The sequence below is a fragment of the Paenibacillus segetis genome (genome assembly GCF_014639155.1).
Taxonomy (GTDB): domain Bacteria; phylum Bacillota; class Bacilli; order Paenibacillales; family Paenibacillaceae; genus Fontibacillus; species Fontibacillus segetis.
This window is the reverse complement of the sequence record NZ_BMFT01000009.1, coordinates 24,151-43,200: the sequence shown is the minus strand read 5'-3', so window position 1 is coordinate 43,200 and position 19,050 is coordinate 24,151. Positions and strand designations below refer to the sequence as shown.

The 19,050-nt window shown below is 43.6% G+C and carries 19 protein-coding genes and 2 riboswitches; of the genes, 10 read left to right on the top strand and 9 right to left on the bottom strand.

What is annotated here, in order from left to right; genetic code table 11:
• The 4 genes from IEW05_RS25340 to speE all read right to left on the bottom strand — a co-directional run bounded on the left by IEW05_RS25340 (position 1) and on the right by speE (position 3,386).
• Entirely contained in the window at positions 1 to 423 is a 423-nt protein-coding gene (locus IEW05_RS25340; RefSeq protein WP_188542648.1) for a YwiB family protein, read from the bottom strand.
• Positions 424 to 587: 164 nt separating this feature from the next.
• Positions 588 to 1,559 (bottom strand): hypothetical protein, encoded by a 972-nt coding sequence (locus tag IEW05_RS25335; RefSeq protein ID WP_188542647.1) that lies wholly within the window; start codon positions 1,557 to 1,559, stop codon positions 588 to 590.
• Positions 1,560 to 1,673: 114 nt separating this feature from the next.
• Positions 1,674 to 2,543, bottom strand: coding sequence for an agmatinase (gene speB, locus IEW05_RS25330; RefSeq protein WP_188542646.1), 870 nt, complete (start codon positions 2,541 to 2,543; stop codon positions 1,674 to 1,676).
• 15 nt (positions 2,544 to 2,558) lie between these two features.
• On the bottom strand, positions 2,559 to 3,386 hold the full coding sequence (speE, locus tag IEW05_RS25325; protein ID WP_188542645.1) for a polyamine aminopropyltransferase: 828 nt from the start codon (positions 3,384 to 3,386) through the stop codon (positions 2,559 to 2,561).
• Positions 3,387 to 3,612: 226 nt separating this feature from the next.
• Here speE and IEW05_RS25320 point away from each other — a divergent pair, with 226 nt between their 5' ends.
• Positions 3,613 to 5,676 carry a transglycosylase domain-containing protein gene (locus IEW05_RS25320; RefSeq protein WP_188542644.1) on the top strand — a complete coding sequence of 688 codons (2,064 nt, stop codon included), beginning with the start codon at positions 3,613 to 3,615 and terminating at the stop codon, positions 5,674 to 5,676.
• Between the two features lie 63 nt (positions 5,677 to 5,739).
• The gene (locus tag IEW05_RS25315) at positions 5,740 to 6,420 is read left to right on the top strand and encodes a DNA-3-methyladenine glycosylase (RefSeq protein WP_188542643.1); all 681 of its coding nucleotides are present in this window, start codon (positions 5,740 to 5,742) and stop codon (positions 6,418 to 6,420) included.
• Between the two features lie 419 nt (positions 6,421 to 6,839).
• Here the strand turns inward: IEW05_RS25315 and IEW05_RS25310 are convergent, their stop codons facing one another.
• On the bottom strand, positions 6,840 to 7,352 hold the full coding sequence (locus IEW05_RS25310) for a YwhD family protein (RefSeq protein ID WP_188542642.1): 513 nt from the start codon (positions 7,350 to 7,352) through the stop codon (positions 6,840 to 6,842).
• Between the two features lie 114 nt (positions 7,353 to 7,466).
• On the opposite strand from IEW05_RS25310, the gene IEW05_RS25305 reads away from it, so the two are divergent.
• The 6 genes from IEW05_RS25305 (at position 7,467) to IEW05_RS25280 (ending at position 13,568) form a co-directional block, all read left to right on the top strand.
• Positions 7,467 to 9,467, top strand: coding sequence for a M1 family metallopeptidase (locus tag IEW05_RS25305; RefSeq protein WP_188542641.1), 2,001 nt, complete (start codon positions 7,467 to 7,469; stop codon positions 9,465 to 9,467).
• A 137-nt stretch (positions 9,468 to 9,604) separates the two neighbouring features.
• Positions 9,605 to 10,435 carry a hypothetical protein gene (locus IEW05_RS25300; RefSeq protein WP_188542640.1) on the top strand — a complete coding sequence of 277 codons (831 nt, stop codon included), beginning with the start codon at positions 9,605 to 9,607 and terminating at the stop codon, positions 10,433 to 10,435.
• 220 nt (positions 10,436 to 10,655) lie between these two features.
• Positions 10,656 to 10,790: riboswitch (cyclic di-AMP (ydaO/yuaA leader) on the top strand.
• Between the two features lie 6 nt (positions 10,791 to 10,796).
• On the top strand, positions 10,797 to 11,288 hold the full coding sequence (locus IEW05_RS25295) for a C40 family peptidase (protein WP_188542639.1): 492 nt from the start codon (positions 10,797 to 10,799) through the stop codon (positions 11,286 to 11,288).
• Between the two features lie 240 nt (positions 11,289 to 11,528).
• A riboswitch (cyclic di-AMP (ydaO/yuaA leader) is annotated at positions 11,529 to 11,665 on the top strand.
• A gap of 4 nt (positions 11,666 to 11,669) precedes the next feature.
• Positions 11,670 to 12,158, top strand: coding sequence for a C40 family peptidase (locus IEW05_RS25290; RefSeq protein ID WP_188542638.1), 489 nt, complete (start codon positions 11,670 to 11,672; stop codon positions 12,156 to 12,158).
• Between the two features lie 390 nt (positions 12,159 to 12,548).
• Entirely contained in the window at positions 12,549 to 13,055 is a 507-nt protein-coding gene (locus tag IEW05_RS25285) for a GNAT family N-acetyltransferase (RefSeq protein ID WP_188542637.1), read from the top strand.
• A gap of 156 nt (positions 13,056 to 13,211) precedes the next feature.
• Complete coding sequence (locus tag IEW05_RS25280; protein WP_188542636.1) at positions 13,212 to 13,568, top strand: c-type cytochrome; 357 nt, start codon at positions 13,212 to 13,214, stop codon at positions 13,566 to 13,568.
• A gap of 214 nt (positions 13,569 to 13,782) precedes the next feature.
• On the opposite strand, the gene IEW05_RS25275 is transcribed toward IEW05_RS25280, so the two are convergent.
• Together IEW05_RS25275 and IEW05_RS25270 are read right to left on the bottom strand one after the other, a co-directional pair.
• Positions 13,783 to 14,076, bottom strand: coding sequence for a 4a-hydroxytetrahydrobiopterin dehydratase (locus IEW05_RS25275; protein WP_188542635.1), 294 nt, complete (start codon positions 14,074 to 14,076; stop codon positions 13,783 to 13,785).
• A gap of 199 nt (positions 14,077 to 14,275) precedes the next feature.
• Positions 14,276 to 14,569 (bottom strand): hypothetical protein, encoded by a 294-nt coding sequence (locus IEW05_RS25270; protein WP_188542634.1) that lies wholly within the window; start codon positions 14,567 to 14,569, stop codon positions 14,276 to 14,278.
• 193 nt (positions 14,570 to 14,762) lie between these two features.
• Between IEW05_RS25270 and motA the strand changes: the two genes are divergently transcribed.
• Positions 14,763 to 15,566, top strand: coding sequence for a flagellar motor stator protein MotA (gene motA, locus IEW05_RS25265; RefSeq protein ID WP_188542633.1), 804 nt, complete (start codon positions 14,763 to 14,765; stop codon positions 15,564 to 15,566).
• Positions 15,550 to 16,335, top strand: a complete 786-nt coding sequence (gene motB / locus IEW05_RS25260; protein WP_188542632.1) for a flagellar motor protein MotB — start codon at positions 15,550 to 15,552, stop codon at positions 16,333 to 16,335. The genes motA and motB overlap by 17 nt, the downstream gene beginning before the upstream one ends.
• Before the next feature lie 85 nt (positions 16,336 to 16,420).
• On the opposite strand, the gene rluF is transcribed toward motB, so the two are convergent.
• Complete coding sequence (gene rluF, locus IEW05_RS25255; protein ID WP_188542631.1) at positions 16,421 to 17,125, bottom strand: 23S rRNA pseudouridine(2604) synthase RluF; 705 nt, start codon at positions 17,123 to 17,125, stop codon at positions 16,421 to 16,423.
• An 18-nt stretch (positions 17,126 to 17,143) separates the two neighbouring features.
• Entirely contained in the window at positions 17,144 to 19,033 is a 1,890-nt protein-coding gene (locus IEW05_RS25250; protein WP_188542630.1) for an ATP-binding protein, read from the bottom strand.
• Positions 19,034 to 19,050 lie beyond the last annotated feature (17 nt).

Here is a 19,050-nt window from a genome sequence, read left to right as displayed (position 1 = left end):
TCAAACTTCCTCCTGTATATTTAAGCTAATAGCAAAATGTCCCGATAACTCATCATAAACATATAAATCGTATTCCCAGAACACTGTGCCGTTTGCACCTTCTAAATGGGTCTCTACCTTGTGGGTATCCGTGGATAGATTAAACTTCGTAAACGGAGAACGATAAAATCCAGGTAATCGTTGCCCCGCCGTAAATGCCTGCTGTGACTCCACTTCACCATGTCGCATAATCTTGATCTCGCCGCTTGATATTTTGACCATTGTACGTGTTATACCACCTGTTGGCCCTCGGTCCGGTTCCTCATATTTCACATAAAAGGCACCATCTTTGGCAACAATCACTTCGCCCTTGATCTTCTGAACACTCTTGTCCTTCCCCTGAGTACTCGTGATCTCAATCAGGACTTCCTTCTTGTCTGGCATGTCCAATAACTCCATTCTATATCCTTTACATCAAAGTTTTCTTATTGTACTACTATATCCAGTTCATCACATCAATTCAATACGATCCATGTATTAGATGAAACGACCCTAGGTTTAAATAAATAAAACGCCACTCCTTTGAGCAACGTTTTTTTATCGTTCATCTATAAAGGTTGGCTTAACACAATGTATTTTACCTTATTAAGGTCGAAGTAAAGATGGAAATTATAGTAATCCCCCACTTTATAACTCCATCTACTAACTAATTTCATGGCCCACGGCCCAAGTTTATCCATAACCTGGTCTATTGTGAGACCAACCTTAACACCGTCCCCTGTTTCATAAACATCATTAGTGAATATAATTTGCCGGTTCAACATGATAATTCCATGATCAAATTTCTGCGCCTTTTTAACCTCACCCGTTCCTTCATCATAAAAAGAGATCGTCCAGACCGATTCTGCATCCTTCAGCTTGGTCTCCCAGCCGTTGAAATCCAAGCCATCCATCTGAACTCGTTCTGCTGTCAAAGCTTCAGGATCAACGTTACCGGCATTCTCCTGTTGAATCCTTGCTTGCTCCAAGAATGTATCCAGCTCAGCCAGTTCAACATTTATCCTGAAGAGTCCTTGCATCAACAGCAACACTTGATCATCTGCGTAATATGATGAACCTCCCAACTCAAACGTATTGTTATTTATATCATAAGGCAAATCAACTACCTGTTCTTTCAATGCAAAGTGTATAACCGCTTGTTCAACGTCAGCCTTAGCTTCCGTCTCGGCCTTGGCCGCCGTCGTATCAGCCCATCTTAATGATTGCAAAATTACATATAGTCGCTCAGCCGGAATATCTTGCTTCATTCCCTTGTACTCTACCGAAATGGACTGTACATCTTCTTCCTGAAAATCAAGCATTTCAATCAAATAAGGCAATATAACGATTGGCTTTACAGGAGTAGCCGTCGGAATCGGCGTGTTGTTATCTTCATCCTTATTAACTTCAACAGGGGAGTCCCCCTGTGTAGAAGTAGGACGATTTGAAGGGGTCCGATAAGTAATTGCTACTATTACCATAACTACCACGACGATAATTACGCTCGACATAATCAATAGTTTTTGCTTATTCCTGTTCACAAGAGCACCTCCTGGATTGTCTCAGATAATAAAAACAGACATCTTCTCACAATTTCACTGTGTAGAAGATGCCTGTTGTCACTTAGCTATTTTATTTGCGAAAAAAGTCCACTGCTACTTCACAAAACCAAGCAGCATTTCACGGATTAGCTTAGCTGCCACGATTGGGGTTTGCTCGGTAGGATCATATATTGGAGCAACCTCAACGAGATCACATCCTACGACATTTACGTCAGAGCCTGCGATAAGATGAATCGCATCCAGCAATTCCTTCGAAGTGATGCCCCCCGCCTCAGCCGTACCCGTTCCCGGTGCGCAGGAAGGATCAAGCACATCAATGTCAATGGTCACGTACACCGGACGACGTCCAAGCTTCGGTAATTCCATCTTCAGTGGAGCAGCGACCTCAAATGGATGGAAATGAGTATTCTCCCGTCCGAATAGGAACTCTTCCTTCGAGCCCGAACGGATTCCGAATTGGTATACATTCTTACCACCCATCAACGCAGCGGCCTTGCGAATTGGAGTTGAGTGGGACAAGGGCTCGCCTTCATAGTGTTCACGAAGGTCGGCATGTGCATCAATATGAATTAAAGCGAGGTCTGGATACTTCTCATACACAGCCTCAATTACAGGCCAGCTTACGAGATGCTCCCCGCCAAGTCCAATAGGGAACTTATCGTCTGCCAGTAAACCACGTACGTATTCACCAATTACTTCAAGACTACGCCCTGGATTACCAAAGGGTAGCAACAGATCTCCAGCATCAAAATAAGATGAGTCTAAAATACTTTTATCCAAATAAGGGCTATATTCTTCTAAACCAACCGAAGCCTGACGGATTCGGGATGGACCAAAGCGAGATCCGGGACGGAAGCTGACCGTATAATCCATCGGCATACCGTAAATAACCGCTCTGGCAGAATCATAATTTTCTGAGCTACAAATAAACACATTGCCGGAATACGCTTGATCTAGTTTCATTCTCCTTATTTCCCCCTATTTCACGAGATCTTCAACGAATTTTGGTAATACGAAAGCTGCCTTATGTAGCTTAGGTGTATAATACTTCGTCTCAATCTCTGGAATTTGCCTCTCGTCCACTTCAAGTGGATCATACTTCTTACTACCCATCGTAAATGTCCACAAACCACTTGGATACGTAGGAATATTTGCTCCATAGACACGTACGATTGGGAAGATCTCTTTCACATCACGATTCACCTGCTGGATCAAATCAGCCTTGAACCAAGGGTTATCTGTCTGGGCAACAAAAATCCCATCATCTTTAAGTGCCTCATAAATCCCTTGATAGAATCCACGCTCAAACAGTGGAGCAGCAGGACCTACAGGTTCAGTAGAGTCAACCATAATGACATCGTATTTATTTTTATTTTCAATAATATGCATATATCCATCATTCACTTGTACTTCAACCCGAGGGTTGTCTAGTTCACATGCGATCTCTGGCAAGTATTTCTTCGAATATTCAATTACTTTGCCGTCGATATCAACTAAGACAGCCTTCTCCACTCCTGGGTGTTTGACTATTTCACGGATTACCCCGCCATCACCGCCACCTACAACAAGAACATGCTTAGGATTTGGATGTGTGAACAAAGCTGGGTGAGCTACCATCTCATGATATACGAACTCGTCCTTCACCGTTGTCATCACCATGCCATCCAACACAAGCATCCGTCCAAACTCTTCCGTATCAATCATCGCTAAATCCTGAAAGTCCGTTTTTTCCGTTACCAACGTCTCCCGGATCTTTGCGGTAATTCCAAAGACAGGTGTTTGTTTCTCCGTAAACCACAATTCCATCGTACCAACCTTCTTTCCGCCAGAATAGTGTTTAGTCGTTATATCAAGCCAGGTTAGGCTCCCCCAGATTCACTTCTTGCAAAGTTTCACTTCCTATATTGTACCAAACAAATTTGATTATATTAAATCGAGACTAAAATGTGAATATCTACCCCAAACTTTCCCATACTTAAAAATAGTACCCCCTGAACAATACAGATACGGTTAGTGGAAGGAGGGGCGGTTCATGCAGCGACTGACCCGTAGCGGAGGCAAGAAACCCCGCAAGCGCAAGTGGTTATTTATCAAGTGTATATTATCTGCCGGCCTGCTCGGCATGTGCGCCATGGGCATTATGCTATTGTATTTATTTCAGTCTGAGCTGCCCCTAGCTGATTCGGATCGAAATTCACAATTGCTAGATCAAAACGGCAATAGCATCGCTGTCTTCTCAAGTGGAGAACGCAACAGGATCAGTGTAACGCTTGACGAGATCTCCCCTTGGCTTATTCAGGCCACACTTGCCGTAGAGGACCGGCAATTTTATGATCATATCGGTTTTGATATTAAGGGCATGACTCGGGCCCTCCTTGTGAATTTGAAGGAAATGGACAAAGTACAGGGTGCTAGTACGCTAACCCAGCAATTAGCCCGGAATCTATACCTGTCACATGAGCGTACTTGGTCGCGCAAAGTCAAAGAAGCTATGTATACGGCTCAACTCGAAATGAAATATAGCAAAGACGAAATTTTGCAAATGTACCTAAACGAAATCTATTACGGGGGCGGAGCCTATGGAATCGAGGCCGCAGCGCAAATGTACTTTGGGAAGTCTGCCAAAGATCTGAATTTAGCAGAGAGCGCGATACTTGCAGGTGTACCGAAGGGTCCCACTTATTATTCCCCGTATAATCATATGAAGAATGCTAAGGACCGGCAGCTTACCGTGCTGTCCGCCCTTGTGGCCACAGGAAAAATAACGCAAAGCCAAGCGGATGAGGCATATGCCGAAATGTTGTCTTTCAAATCGCAGAAACAGCGGACAACGGCAGATCAGGCCCCCTATTTTCGCGATTATGTTCGGGGTGTTGTCATCCATGAGTTGGGGTTTGATGAGGAATTGCTGGAGCACGGTGGGCTTAGAATTTATTCCACACTCGATATGGATGCAGAGAAAGCAGCCGAAGTCGCAGTTACCTCTGAACTTAATGGTTCAGAAGGGCTGGAGGCTGCCTTGGTGTCCATAGATCCGCGGAATGGGCATATTAAAGCGCTTGTGGGTGGCGTTAACTATACTCAAAGTCAATATAATCATGTCTTCGCAACGACCCGTCAACCAGGTTCAAGTTTCAAACCGATCATGTATTTGTCGGCGTTGTCTTCGGGCAAGATGACGAGTGTCAGTAAGTTCAGTAGCCAACCCACCCTATTTCATTATGACGAAAACCGAAAAACATACAGTCCTAAAAATTTTGGAGATAAATATTTAGGCGAAATCGATATGCGCCGAGCCATCGCCGCCTCGGACAACATCTACGCCGTCAATACCATCATGACTGTTGGTGCTGAACAGGTAATTGAACTCGGTCGTAAAATGGGAATTACTAGTCCGATGGAGGCTGTACCTTCACTTGCACTTGGCACTTCACCAGTAAGCCCCTTCGAAATGGCATCGGCCTTTGCGGTAATTAGTAATCAAGGGAAGAAAATCACTCCTGTGGCCGTTCTGAAAATAACGGATGACAAGGGGCATGTGCTCTACGAAGCCCCCTCTCCCAAAGCAGAGCAGGTCGTCGATCCTGCCGCCGCTTACGTGCTGACACATTTAATGGAGAGCGTATTTGATACAGGTGGGACCGGAAACCGAGTATCTGCAAGTATTAAGCGACCTGTGGCTGGTAAGACCGGTACAACGAGCACAGATGCTTGGCTGGTCGGCTACACGCCGGAGTTGTCCACTGCGGTGTGGGTCGGTTATGACAAGGGTAAGATACTCGGGACCGCAGAGTCACATAAAGCAGCTCCAATTTTCGCAAAATATACAGAAAAAGCACTCGAGAAGGTTCCACCAAAAATCTTCCCTATCCCGGACGGGGTAGTAAGTCTCTATATCGACCCGACCAGCGGATTGCTGGCAACCGCTGACTGCCCGGACAAGCAGCTTGAAGTATTTATCAAGGGGACTGAACCGAAGGAAGTATGCGCGGAGCATGGCAAAGGGAAAGGAGAATCCGTGCAACCTTTACCAGTAAAAGAAAAACCAGAGAGCCACTCCTGGTGGAGTGACCTAAAACGCTGGTGGATGGACTAATGATGTCTGGGTCGATATGATGAAGGTATCTCATTTAACCCAATTTTTAAGGAGAACCTAAGGATGCAACCCACTGACAAAAATTACACGGGGGGAGAGCCCCTCCCACTTTCTTTTTATGGTATGTCAGCTTTAGAAGTCGCTCCTCTCCTACTCGGTCAGACGCTTGTACGACATACAGAACAAGGCGACATCTCTTGCCGGATTATTGAAACGGAGAGCTACGGCGGAGTGGGAGATAAAGGCAGTCACGCCTTTGGCGGGCGGCGTACCGCGAGAACAGAGGTCATGTTTCACGAGGGTGGCTTAGCTTATATTTATTTAATCTATGGTATGTACAACTGTCTTAATGTAGTGACCGGGCCGTCTGGCGATCCCCAAGCCGTACTCATTCGTGCGGTTGAACCGCTAACTGACAACGATGAAATGCTTATGCGTATGAATCGGGACATCCACATCCGTAAACCTGCTGATCTCTCAGGTGGTCCCGGCAAGCTATGCCGAGCACTTCGTATCGATAAGTCGTTAAACGGAAGCACTCTTTACGAACAAGGTTGTCACCTTTGGATTGAAGCAGGCCAACACCCAGACAATAATTCCAGTATTGTACAAGCACCACGCATCAATATTGACTACGCCGAGGAATACGCCTCCAAGCCATGGAGATTTTATTACCGCGATCACCCTTATGTGTCTGTCGTCGATAAAAAAGCGACAGCGTGGTCCCTCCCAACGTCAAGATAATCGGTAAATTACCGAGTATCATCGTCGTCGCATGACGATAAGTAATCGTGCATTTCTGGAAACTTGAGGACGAGCCAAAATGTATGCGAAAAAACGAACACAATGAGCGACGTGGGCGATAGTTAAGCCGAATGTATACGAAAAAACGAATACAATGAGCACCGGAGACCGTAGACGAGCCAAATGTATGCGAAAAACCGAATACATGATGGGGCGGGGACTATGGCAACGGTGACAAAAACACACTCAAACCTCCTAACGAAGGTACATAACATTATTTCGCTGAAAATGACCCTTTGTAAATATAACGAATCTCTGTGATTCGTTATAATGAACTGATTAAAATGCACAAAAGAGGTTGCTCAAAGTCATCTATGATGACTTTGAGACAACCTCTTCTTCTTTTGTGACTCAATAGGTTATGACTCTAGGGCACTCTTCAATTCCTCAGGAGAACGATCCCACCACTCGCTATTGGTCTCGATCAGCAGATTTTTAAGTACAGCCTTCTGCTCAGTAGCCAGACCATCCAGGATAATTCGGCGTTTAAGCGCGTAATCCATCTTATTCACATGATCGGCAAGAATTTTCCATCCACGACGCGCTTCGGTATCAATCCACATCTCACAAGCTGTGATCCCACCATAGAATTGACCTTCTGGTGAGCGGTCTACAGCCACCCATACGATCCATACTTGCCGTCCATTCGGAACGTCTTCGCGGTTAATCGAGAACTTGATTCCTTTTTCAACTTTGCTCTTCGCATGCATTGCACCAATATCAATGTAGGCTTCATCACCATCAATAATAACAGGCGACATACTGTTCAAATCGATTGAACCTGCACCGAAACCTTTATGCTTGCTATTCTCTTTATTACTAATAATATTTAAGGCAAATATTTTCTTGCCTGGTTTCTCCGTGTTATCCATAGTCCCCTCCATCTTTCCTGATCACGCCATATTTATATTTTATTTTAGCTAATAATCTCCTGAATGCAAACATATACATGCTGTAGATGCTTGTCAACAGGAGGTATCCATTGTATGACCCGACGAAATATGATCTTCGGCATTTCTATTATTTCCTTATGCCTCATCGGCGGAGCCCTAACGTTTGCCCTTCGTCCAGATCAGGACAATCTTCCTTCGCTCGCCTCAGAAATGGGCAAGCCTCAGGCCGTCCAAAGTTTGAAAGAAGCACCTCCTGCTACACCAATCGAAAGTATTCAGCAACCGACAGCGGAAGTGCTGAGCCAGCGGGTGACAGAGTATCACATCGATGTGAGCTTGAATGAGAAGGAAGGGACATTAACCGGCTCGGAGACACTGACTTGGACTCATCCCGGTAAGAAGACTGTCAATGAATTGTACTTCCATCTATATCCCAATGCGTTTGCCTCGGCTGATACTACCTTTATGAAGGAATCTGGCGGGAAGCTACGTGGGGACACCATGCCAAAAGATGGTTGGGGGAATATGGAGTTAACTGAGATAAGAACCAGTGATGGTATCTCCTTGCTCCACCGAATACAGTACGTTCAACCTGATGATGGGAATGTAAAGGACAAAACCTTAGTCAAAGTACGCTTGCCTGTCTCCGTTCGGGGCGGAGAAAGTGTAACACTAAGGATCAATTTCACCGTGAAGTTACCTAAAATATTTGCCCGAATGGGTTCTGCCGGAGATTTTGTTATGGCAGGCCAGTGGTTCCCGAAGCTGAGTGTCTATGAACCCGTAGGAACACGTGGTGTGACCACAGAAGGTTGGAACCTCCATCAGTATCATGGAAATTCTGAATTTTATTCTGATTTCAGCATTTACAACGTGAAGATCAACGTACCTAACAATTATACCGTTGCTGCCACCGGATTTCCGACCAAAGCAGCGGTAATCCAAGGAGATCGAAAGACGGTTCAATATTATGCTGATGATGTGCATGATTTTGCATGGTCAGCTTCACCTAATTTCGTTTATGCAGAGGAGCCCTTTTCTTCTCCAGATGTTCCTGGTGTCCGAATCAAGTTATATTTAGATCCCACTCACAAGGACTTGAAAGAACGTTATTTCTACGCAGCCAAAGTCGCATTATCCAATTTCAGTAAATGGTATGGCCAATATCCTTACTCTACTCTGTCCATTGTTGTTCCTCCAATCGAAGGCAACGGAGCAGGTGGGATGGAGTATCCGACCCTCATCACCGCTTTTGGAGCAGGTAACGAATCTCCTAGCAACAATGAGCTTGAACGAACGGTCATCCATGAAATTGGTCATCAATTCTTCTACGGAATGATTGCCAGCAACGAATTTGAAGAGGCCTGGTTGGACGAAGGGTTCACCTCCTACTTAGAAGACAAATTAATGGAACAAGAATTCGGCATCAAGCCTAATCTCCCACTCCAGGTCGCGATGATCTCTTCACCAATATCATTGACACAGGTAGCCTGGAAGTATGGTTCAAGTGACAATTACGCAAAAAATGTATATTACCGTGGTAAGCTTGTTCTACTCGATATTGAACGTCAGGTTGGTAACAAGACCATGAGCAGAATTTTAACTACCTATGCCCATAAATATCGGTTCAGGCACCCAACGACGACCGATTTCCAAAGAATCGTGGAACAAGTTACTGGACGTAGCTGGAAGCCATATTTCAAACAATATGTTTATGACGGAAAGATGACTGATTACTCCATTGATAACATCACCGTGAATTCGATCAGCCAGGGGAATGACCCGCTGTTCGAATCCATCGTCGATATTAGCCAGATAGGGGCAACAGCCCCTAAGATTCCAATATTATTTACCTTTAAGGATGGACATACCACTCGGAAAGTATGGAGTGGAGAAGACAGCAAGGTAGAGTTGAAGCTGCAATATAAAGAACCATTGGCTTGGGCTATGATCGACCCTGACTATTCGCTTGTGCTAGAGAACAAGCATATCAACAATTTTTTAAAGGCTGAGGTCGATGGAACACTTCGTACTCGCTCCAACCTCGGGATCGTCAAACTACTGGAGGCTGTGCTCGGATCATTTCTGTGGTGATGCTTACGAAATAAGTTCTGTTCGACGTATTTCATCGAGGTTATTACACGCAAAACTAAGCTGATACTTACGAAGTAAGTTTTGCCCGATGTATTTCATCGAGGTTATTGCACGCAAGACTTTTAGGAGGGTAAGTTATGACCTATGTTCGCAGTGGATGGGAGCGTCTAAAGAAGCAGTTTCCCTCCGTCATTATTCTGTTTCTTTATCAACTTCTCTGGGGGTTCTTCTTGTACCGACTGGTCGATACCGTCGTCACAGCGGTGCTGCAAAGATATCCTGATCCTTCACTTAGCGACTTAAGCCGGGTTTTGTTCCTCATAGAAGGACAAATCGGGTTGCAGCAAAATCACGACATTAGAGTGTATTGCTTGATTTTGATCGGAATGGTGGCTATTCGCTTACTACTGACCCCTCTGATCCAAGCAGGCATTTTATACGGACTCATTCCGCAGGAATCACAGAAATCCGGATTACCGTTCTTTAGAGGTATGAAAGAGTTCTGGAAGCCCCTCTTTTTCTTTTATATTCTGGAGCTTGCTCTTATTCTGGGCCCAGCGTTTTGGATTGCACCCAAGCTATATGTGCTCTGGCCCCGGTTACTGCAATCAGGAGGAAGCCTTCCTATCCTGCTGACTACAGGAGGATATGTGTTAGGTTGGATCTGTTATGGATGGCTCATCCGTCAATGTCTGCTATTCGCTCAATTCGGATATCTGTTCAAGGTGGGAACCTGGAGTTCCTTATTAACCTGCATAAGGCATCTACTGCCGGGAATTGGAATTACGCTCATTCTAGGAATCTCTACGTTCGCTGTGTTTATGTTATTTGGAGCCGTTTCATGGATTTGGACGGGTTTGCTCGCTCTGATCTTGCAACAGGCTCACCCTTTATTCCAAAGTATATTTAAAGTTTGGCAAGTAACCTCTCAATATCATCTCTGGCAAACGAAGTCACAAAAAAGTTAAATTTATCCGAACACTACCAAACTTCATATTCCCTTTAATAACAAGACCTCCGTTAATATACGGAGGTCTTGTCTTCTATATCAGTCTGTAATTCTCGTTATTTAACCATTGCCAAAAGATACCTAGCCCTGTTACAATAACAGCAGTAACAACTTTGTAATTATTTTTGTTACCTTTAGCAGGAATTTAAATCTAGATGTAGAATATGTAATCTCGGAAGTTATTATCTCAGCCGAATTCCCTTAACGGGGAACGGGGGAACCACTTTGGGTGAATTGATCTCGCTTCAGAGGGATCATAGGGGACCTTCAACCGAATCCTTAAGCTAACCTCGTAGGCATTGGAAGGAGCTTGACCTGTTTTGAAGAAAAAGTTAACTGCAGTAGCCGTAGGTTGTGCCTTATTATTTACACTGGGAACTGGTAGCGCTTTCGCAGATTCTAAGCTAGACAGCGCCGTCGATAAAGCTCTTGGTAGCAAGTATGCATCCGGTGGAACCACAACTTCTGGATTTGACTGCTCTGGATTCACGATGTTTGTATTTGGCAAGCTCGGTATCGAGCTACCACATCAATCGGGATCCCAATATAAGATGGGAACTGCAGTATCCAAGGATGAATTGATTCCAGGAGATTTGGTATTCTTTAATACCAATGGCAAAGGCGTTTCACACGTCGGCGTTATGGTTAGCGACGGGAAATTTGCTCATGCTTCTTCTTCTAAGGGAGTAGTTATCAGCAAACTTAGCGATGATTATTATGTTAAACGCTATGTCGGGGCTAAACGTATTCTTAGTACAGATAAGTTCGAACAAGTTACTTCGGATACTGAAGATCACGATGATGTAGAGTAAACAACAACTATAAGTATGCAAAACCCGTAGATCCTTTCTGCGGGTTTTTTTATTTTCCTGCTCAGGAATTATTACCACAAAAGCGGGAATCATAAACAGGTCGATGATAGTTTTAAGGTAAAATAATACATTTGGCTGATCAAACTTGTAAAACCTTTATCTCTTTGATAAAATAACCAGAGTAAATAGTAACAAATTTGTAATCTATGTTTTTAAAACGACGTCTATTTTCAGGTGCACAATATTGAACAGCCGAATTCCCGGCACCGGGGAAACGGGGGATCCATGATGGGTGAATTGATCTCGTTTCAGAGTGATCATAGGGGACCTTCAACCGAATCCTTAAGCTAACCTCGCAGGCACTGGAAGGGATTTGACATCTTGAGAAAGACATTGACAGCAGCGGTAACGAGCTTAGCCATTTTGTTCACAATGGGAGTAGGAGCTGGTAGTGCTTCCGCTGACACCTCAGACAAAAGCACATTAGTATCTGTCGTCAGCTCGGTGTACGGTACACCCTATAAGTTTGGTGGAATTACTACAAGTGGATTTGATTGTTCTGGGTTCACACAATACGTCTTCAAGAAAATGGGCGTAAGTCTTGCTCGTACATCTGCGGCTCAATACAAGCAAGGGACGCCAGTATCTAAGAGTCAATTAAGAGAAGGAGATCTCGTTTTCTTCAACACGTTAGGAAATGGAGTATCTCATGTCGGTATTTACATTGGTGATGGAAAGTTTGCACACTCCTCTTCATCGAAAGGAATCCGCACTGACAGTCTAAGTAACAGCTACTATAAACAACGGTACCTTGGCGCTAAACGAATTTTGAGCCAATACAGCTACTCGGTCTTTGCGGCTGAATCCTGATTTTTCTGAAACTCCTCATATTTAATATAACGATGTATAAATCTCATACCATGATCGATTCTTTCCGGAATTGATTGTGGTTTTTTTCATTCTAAATTTAAATAAAAGGTAAATCGGCATGAGAGTAAATATTTCTGCAAAATGCTCCAGATGCCTACCTATTCCCCTATATTACGCTCGTAAAAATACCGCTGCTTCGACATGGAAATCGTCACTTCATCATCAATAGCTACTTTTTGGGTTAACTCTTCTATAGAAAATTACCCCTTTCCACAATATCTTAAACCTAAGAACCTTTACAATGACATAAAATCCCGTTACAGTGAGGGTAAAACAATTCTGCTGGAGATCGCATAACGCGGCATTCCTACGGTCCAAGGAGGCATAAAGATGGATAAACCCAATCCCCAGTTCAAGATAGTCCCTATGGAAGATAATCACGGAGCATCAATCAGCACGTGGCGCTACGACTCTCCTTACGATGTCTACAGTTGGCTCCCTTGGGAACAAATGAAGGCGCTCGATGTAGAGTTCGGTAACCCCGTTATACGGGCCGAGCAGTACGTTTCTCTAGTGGACGAGAATGGTGTTCTCTCTGGATTTGCTCAATACTTCCCACTTACCGATGTGACAAGACTTGGGATTGGGATGAGACCTGATCTATGCGGTCATGGAATGGGTAAGTCATTTGTATTGACTATTGTAGAGGAAGCCCTGCGTCGAAAACCAAAACATGTGATAGATTTGGAGGTATTGACCTGGAATACCCGGGCAATCCGAGCTTACCAAAAGGCTGGCTTTACAATTACTGATCTATACGAAAAAATGACGCCTGGAGGAGTATCCAAACCATTTTATTGTATGGTTTATAAAGGGATCGAACCAAACTCTCAATAACCAAAATCACAATAGACTATGATAATTAACACATTATTTCAGGTATTTTGAATATTATATATAATAAAAATTGCTTTTTTTGACACAAATATCTTGATCCGATGACAGGTTCCGTTATAATGAAAGGGATAGTTTACATTTGGAGGGACGATCGGAATGCAAAAGTGGATCATGAGCGGATTATTCATCGTCGCGTGCGGATTGGCCGTTGTATTAATGTTCTCCTTACCAGGCAAAGAAGAAGTTGCACAAGAAAATAAACCTCAAATGCCGGAAGTTACGTTAAGTGCAGAACAAGCAGAAACCATTGTCGCGAACAATTGCATCAGTTGTCATGGTGATCAACTACAAGGAAATGTTGGACCAAATCTACAGAAGATTGGCGCTGAGCTCTCTGCCGAGCAACTCTACGGAATTATTACTAAAGGTAATGGCAATATGCCTTCGTTCAAAGATAAACTGAAAGAAGAAGAAATTGCCAACGTCGCTTTATGGCTTGCGGAGAAAAAATAACATGCTATACACAAACGCCCGTCAGGTATATGTTCCATTTCCTGACGGGCGTTGTCCTTACTATAGAGGAAAAAAAAGAGCAACAGATCTTTAGCATTACAAACACAACGCAGGGCCGCTCTAGGGCTACTCTGTGCCCAATTAAGCTATAGCCTTACTATTCTCCCTGCATGGCCATGTCAACAGCCTCAGAAAGCGCTATCAGACGTATCCATTAACCACTGTATTTTGCAAATGCCTCGTTATACTGATATGCTTCCTTAATGTCTACGGCCGTAATCCCGCCAGCTTCCCATGATGTCAAGCGAAGTGTCACTGTCTTATGGTCTATGGTTATAAAAGGATGATGATTAAACGCCTCCGAGATTGCAGCCACCTCGTCAACGAATGCAATACCTTTCATAAAGTTGGAGAACGAATATTTACGTACAATCCATCGCCCTTCTTCCAACTCCCACCCTTCCAGCTTCTCCAAATGCGCTTCTACTTCTTGCGGTGTAAACGGCATTCTTCTTCCTCCCGTTCTTTCAGAACTTCTAAAATTTACACAGTTTATTATATTCCCCACACCTATCGGTCATACGTGAGACAAGCACCCAATATTCTTAATCACATACAGAACTATATAAGCATAGATCATTATTATTCTTGATCTACTATTTTACCACTCAAATGGCCTCAATCAAAATTAGTTGGGTCGGCCCCCGTTAAACCAGCTTAACAGAGGTGAGTTCCTCTTCGCCTATCAGGAAATTAATTACATGGTTCTCCAAGTCATGAATCACGACTGCACATCCAACCTCGATTACGGACTGTGTTCCAAGTGCATAGAACAAATCCTCCGCCAATGCCTCATGAACCTCGTGTCTTTCTTCCTCGGGTAGTCCTTCCCAGTCTGATGAATCCATCTCAAAAAAAATATAACTATCCCCAATCCGTGATACAGCCTCTGTCATATCGGACAAAATTTCGCTATAATCCCTACCGTGCTTTACTCCCACAAGTATCTTAGCCTCCATTATTTAGATCTTCAAATGCTATGTTTCTATTATACCGGAAAATTTCACTTAAAAAAAAAGTGAAATCTGTCGATAACAAAGATAAACCATTTTTTCTGCAAGCTTTATTCATTACTTTCTGCAAGGATGCTGAAAGATAGAAGAATGGATCAATATCTCAAGGACGAGGTGTACAATGGAAATTTCAACGATTATTGGACTTGTACTCGGAGTGGTGGCCCTTATTGTAGGGATGTTTCTGAAAGGCGCACCTGTTAACAGCTTAATAGAAAACCCGGCAGCCTTTGTCATTATATTTGGTGGGACAGCCGCAACGCTCTTTGTTGCCTTTCCAATGTCGGAGCTTAAAAAGTTCCCAAAATTAATTAAATTGACAATGACAAAACCTAAAATGATCAGCAAGGGTGAGTTGATCAAGCTGTTCATGGAATGGGCTACGATTACCAGACGTGAGGGCCTACTTGCTTTGGAAAGCAAAGTTGACGAAATTGACGATGATTTCCTTCGCGGTGGCATGCGTATGATTATTGACGGCAACGATCAAGACTTTGTTCAGGATGTCCTAACCGAGGATATCGCCGCAACCGAAGAGCGGCATAAAGCTGGGGCCATGATCTTCTCACAAGCAGGGATGTATGCACCAACACTAGGGGTACTTGGAGCCGTAATCGGTTTGATCGCCGCCTTGTCAGATATGAGTAATGTCGATATACTTTCTCATGCTATCTCCGGGGCCTTTATCGCCACCGTGTTTGGTATTTTCACCGGTTATGTTATGTGGCACCCTATCGCAACAAAATTAAAACGGATGTCCAAGAGAGAAATGGAAATTCGATTGATGATGGTAGAAGGACTACTATCCATTCAATCTGGTGTTTCAACGATTGCTATTCAACAGAAGCTTGCTGTATTTTTAACCCCTGCCGAACGTGCGCAAATTTTAGAAAAGGGGGCGGGTGAAGGTGAGCAAAAAGTCTAAACGGCATCAAGATCACGAAGAACATGCCGACGAAAGCTGGTTACTTCCTTATTCCGACCTTATGACACTCCTATTAGCTATGTTTATTGTATTATTTGGTATGAGTAGTGTAGACAGCCAGAAGTTTCAGGAGATGAGCGAAGCCTTTAATAGTGTGCTTACAGGTGGTAAGGGCGTCCTTGATCATAATTCCATGATTAACCAAAATGAAAATTCCGGAATTACAGAGGATGTTACCAAAGCACTGAATAAGAAAATGAGTGATTTAAAACGCCAAGAGGAAGAAAACCTGGAAGCCCTCAAGAAACGGCTTGACAAATACATCGACCAAAACGGATTAACTGATCAACTCGATACGAAGCTGAATCAATCGCAGTTGATGATCACCATCAGTGACATTGCTCTCTTCCCTTCAGGCGAAGCGGAAGTTAAACCCGAAGCACGGGTATTAGCTAAGGCTATCGCGAAAATGTTAGAGGAATTCCCTGATTATGAAGTATTCGTCTCCGGGCATACTGATAATATTCCGATCTCAACAAATCAATTTCGGGACAACTGGGATTTGAGCTCGGTCCGGGCTTTAAATTTCATGAAGATTCTGCTGCTTGACGATAAACTTGATCCCAAATTGTTCATCGCTACGGGCAATGGCGAATATCGTCCTGTGGCCTCCAATGACACTAGTGCAGGACGCGCCCAAAACCGCCGGGTTGAAGTGTCCATTATTCGGAAATATCAGGATTCTGTCGAAGTGAAATCAGTCCAATAGAACCTTCGATAGTATCAACAAAACATACAATAAAAGAGCAGGTCTTTGGTGTACATTCCAAAGCCTGCTTTTTTTGTTACGATCATCAAGATAGTTTATAATCTAAAGCCTGTCCTAATTCACGCTTCTCTTGCGCCGTTAATTCCCTCCACGATCCGATTGCCTGATTTCCAAGGTGAATGTTCATGATCCGAATCCGTTGCAATTTGCGTACCTCATAACCTAATGCGCTACACATGCGGCGGATTTGCCTATTCTTACCTTCCGTCAGGATAATTCGAAAAACGCGTTCGCTAATGCGAGTCATTTGGCAAGGTCGGGTCATCTCCCCTAAGATTCTCACTCCCTCGCTCATCGCTTTAAGGAAAGAAGGCGTCAATGGTTTATCGACCGTAACAATATATTCTTTCTCATGTCGTCCCTCAGCCCGTAATATTTTGTTAACAATATCACCGTCACTGGTTAATAGAATCAAACCCTCGGAATCTTTATCTAGACGACCAATCGGAAATATCCGTTCCTCATGACCTACAAAGTCCACAATATTACCTCGAATATGGCGCTCGGTCGTACTTGTAATCCCAACCGGCTTATTCAGAGCAATATAGACGTGTCTGGACAGCTTCTCGGCAAGAGGTCTACCATTTACTCGGACATCGTCCCCGTCCTCTGCTTGGCTACCTAGAACGGCTCTCACACCGTTTATCGTAACTTGACCGGATTCCACTAACTTGTCCGCTTCTCGTCTAGAACAAAATCCAGTCTCACTAATAAATTTATTAATTCTCATTGTGTCAAGATCACCCCGTTATGTCATTATCCTAGATTCCCCATCACTTGCTTCTATTGCTTCAATCCTCGGCAACGTAATGGTCACTACCGTGCCTTGGCCTACTTCACTATCAATCGCCAGCGTACCCATGTGAGCTTCAATTATACGTTGAGTGACCATGAGTCCAAGCCCCGTACCCTTCTCCTTATTCGTGTAGAAGGGTTCTCCGATCTTCTGCAATCGTTCCTTGGAAATACCCTCTCCCTCGTCTGTCACGGTGATTACCGCGTGCTGTTGATCCTCACCATCCAACTTGATAGTAATCTTCCCACCTACCGGCATGGCTTCCATTGCATTCTTTAACACATTAATAAATACCTGCTTCAGCTGATTCTCTTCACAGTGTACCAGAACAGGATCCTGTGAGAAATGGGCCCTAAATTCGATATTGTGTAAATGCGCCTCACTATCTAATAAAGAGATGACGTCACCCAAAGTGAAACGAACATCTCTGATTTGGAAATTTACGGCCTGAGGTTTCGCAAGAATCAGAAACTCACTCACAATTAAATTAATTCGGTCTAGTTCGGAGAGCATAATATCCGTATGACTCTGGTTTATTATCTTAGCACGTTGCTGCATCTGCAGAAAACCTCGCAGTGTCGTAAGTGGATTGCGGATCTCATGCGCCACACCTGCAGCCAGTTGTCCAACCATGGTCAACTTCTCAGACCGACGAAGCAACTCCTCCATTTTATTGTGCTCTGTCATATCGCGCGAGATACTTATAACTGCAGTAATCTTCCCATCTTCATCAAATATCGGCGATTCGCTGATACTCACGTCTATCTTACTACCGTCTTTGCAAATCCGCACAGCCTTTGACAGTATAAAAGGTCTCCCAAGCTCTAACTCCTTACGCCACTCTCTTCGATATTCCCCAGCAGAACTAGGGATAAAATCTAACCTAGAGCCAACGATCTCTTCACTCGTCCACCCATAGAGATATTCAAATGCTGAATTCACGCGAATAACGTTTCCGTCCAGATCGGTTAAATGGATTGCGTCCGCCGTCTGGTTGATAATGGATTCTAAATGTTCCTTCATCGACTGGTTCTCTTCGTTCTTCTGCCGGAGCTCTGAGGTCGTATAGCTCATACTATTCGCCATCGCATTAATCCGATGGGACAATAATCCAAGTTCATCTCTGCTATTAACCTCTAATCTCGTCTCAAAACTCCCGGAAGCTAACTGATTGACCTTCTTCAGAATAACGTGAATCGGTCTTGTCAGTTTACCTGCTAATATAGAGCTTATAATAATAATAATCTGTATGAATACAAGCGAAGTAGATATTTTATTGAATAACACTCTAGACAGCGCTGAAGATATGGGCTCATAACTTGAGATTATCCGAATGACATAAGATTCACTATTATGCGGCATGATTGGAATATAGCTCTCAAGCACATGTTTGCCGTTAATCTTAGTGTCCTTCATCATGCTTTTCCTAGTCTTTAACGCCTCTTTAACAGACTTAAGATCCGTAGAATCATTCTTATAAATGTATGTACCGAACTGGATACTCAGTTCATTTGGGTTCCTAAGGGTTAACCCGGTAATTTCGAAAATGTTCCGATTCACCCGAATCGATTCCTGCGTAATTCGATCAGGACTGGTCAATGATAATGTACTCTCTATTATGTTATCATTAGTGCCCTCTTTATATTGATCCTTAATATATTCATAGACTGAACGGCTTTGTTCAACAGCAAGAGCAATCTGTTTGCCCGCTAACATCATATTGAGTTCGTTATTTCTAGTTAAGTTGTCCCGGGTTATTAAGTAACCCATAACAACATTCAAACTCAGAATCACTAAAGCAAATAATGACATAATGAGAGATAGCTTTGTTTTAATGGACAATTACTCTTTTCACCCCT

Excerpts from the sequence above, each read along its gene's own strand:
- IEW05_RS25300 (WP_188542640.1), top strand. The coding sequence starts at position 9,605 with ATGACCTATGTTCGCAGTGGATGGGAGCGTCTAAAGAAGCAGTTTCCC.
- IEW05_RS25320 (WP_188542644.1), top strand. The coding sequence starts at position 3,613 with ATGCAGCGACTGACCCGTAGCGGAGGCAAGAAACCCCGCAAGCGCAAG.
- IEW05_RS25280 (WP_188542636.1), top strand. The coding sequence starts at position 13,212 with ATGCAAAAGTGGATCATGAGCGGATTATTCATCGTCGCGTGCGGATTG.
- speE (WP_188542645.1), bottom strand. The coding sequence starts at position 3,386 with ATGGAATTGTGGTTTACGGAGAAACAAACACCTGTCTTTGGAATTACC.
- IEW05_RS25315 (WP_188542643.1), top strand. The coding sequence starts at position 5,740 with ATGCAACCCACTGACAAAAATTACACGGGGGGAGAGCCCCTCCCACTT.
- IEW05_RS25275 (WP_188542635.1), bottom strand. The coding sequence starts at position 14,076 with ATGCCGTTTACACCGCAAGAAGTAGAAGCGCATTTGGAGAAGCTGGAA.
- speB (WP_188542646.1), bottom strand. The coding sequence starts at position 2,543 with ATGAAACTAGATCAAGCGTATTCCGGCAATGTGTTTATTTGTAGCTCA.
- IEW05_RS25340 (WP_188542648.1), bottom strand. The coding sequence starts at position 423 with ATGCCAGACAAGAAGGAAGTCCTGATTGAGATCACGAGTACTCAGGGG.
- motA (WP_188542633.1), top strand. The coding sequence starts at position 14,763 with ATGGAAATTTCAACGATTATTGGACTTGTACTCGGAGTGGTGGCCCTT.
- IEW05_RS25310 (WP_188542642.1), bottom strand. The coding sequence starts at position 7,352 with ATGGATAACACGGAGAAACCAGGCAAGAAAATATTTGCCTTAAATATT.
- IEW05_RS25285 (WP_188542637.1), top strand. The coding sequence starts at position 12,549 with ATGGATAAACCCAATCCCCAGTTCAAGATAGTCCCTATGGAAGATAAT.
- IEW05_RS25305 (WP_188542641.1), top strand. The coding sequence starts at position 7,467 with ATGACCCGACGAAATATGATCTTCGGCATTTCTATTATTTCCTTATGC.
- rluF (WP_188542631.1), bottom strand. The coding sequence starts at position 17,125 with ATGAGAATTAATAAATTTATTAGTGAGACTGGATTTTGTTCTAGACGA.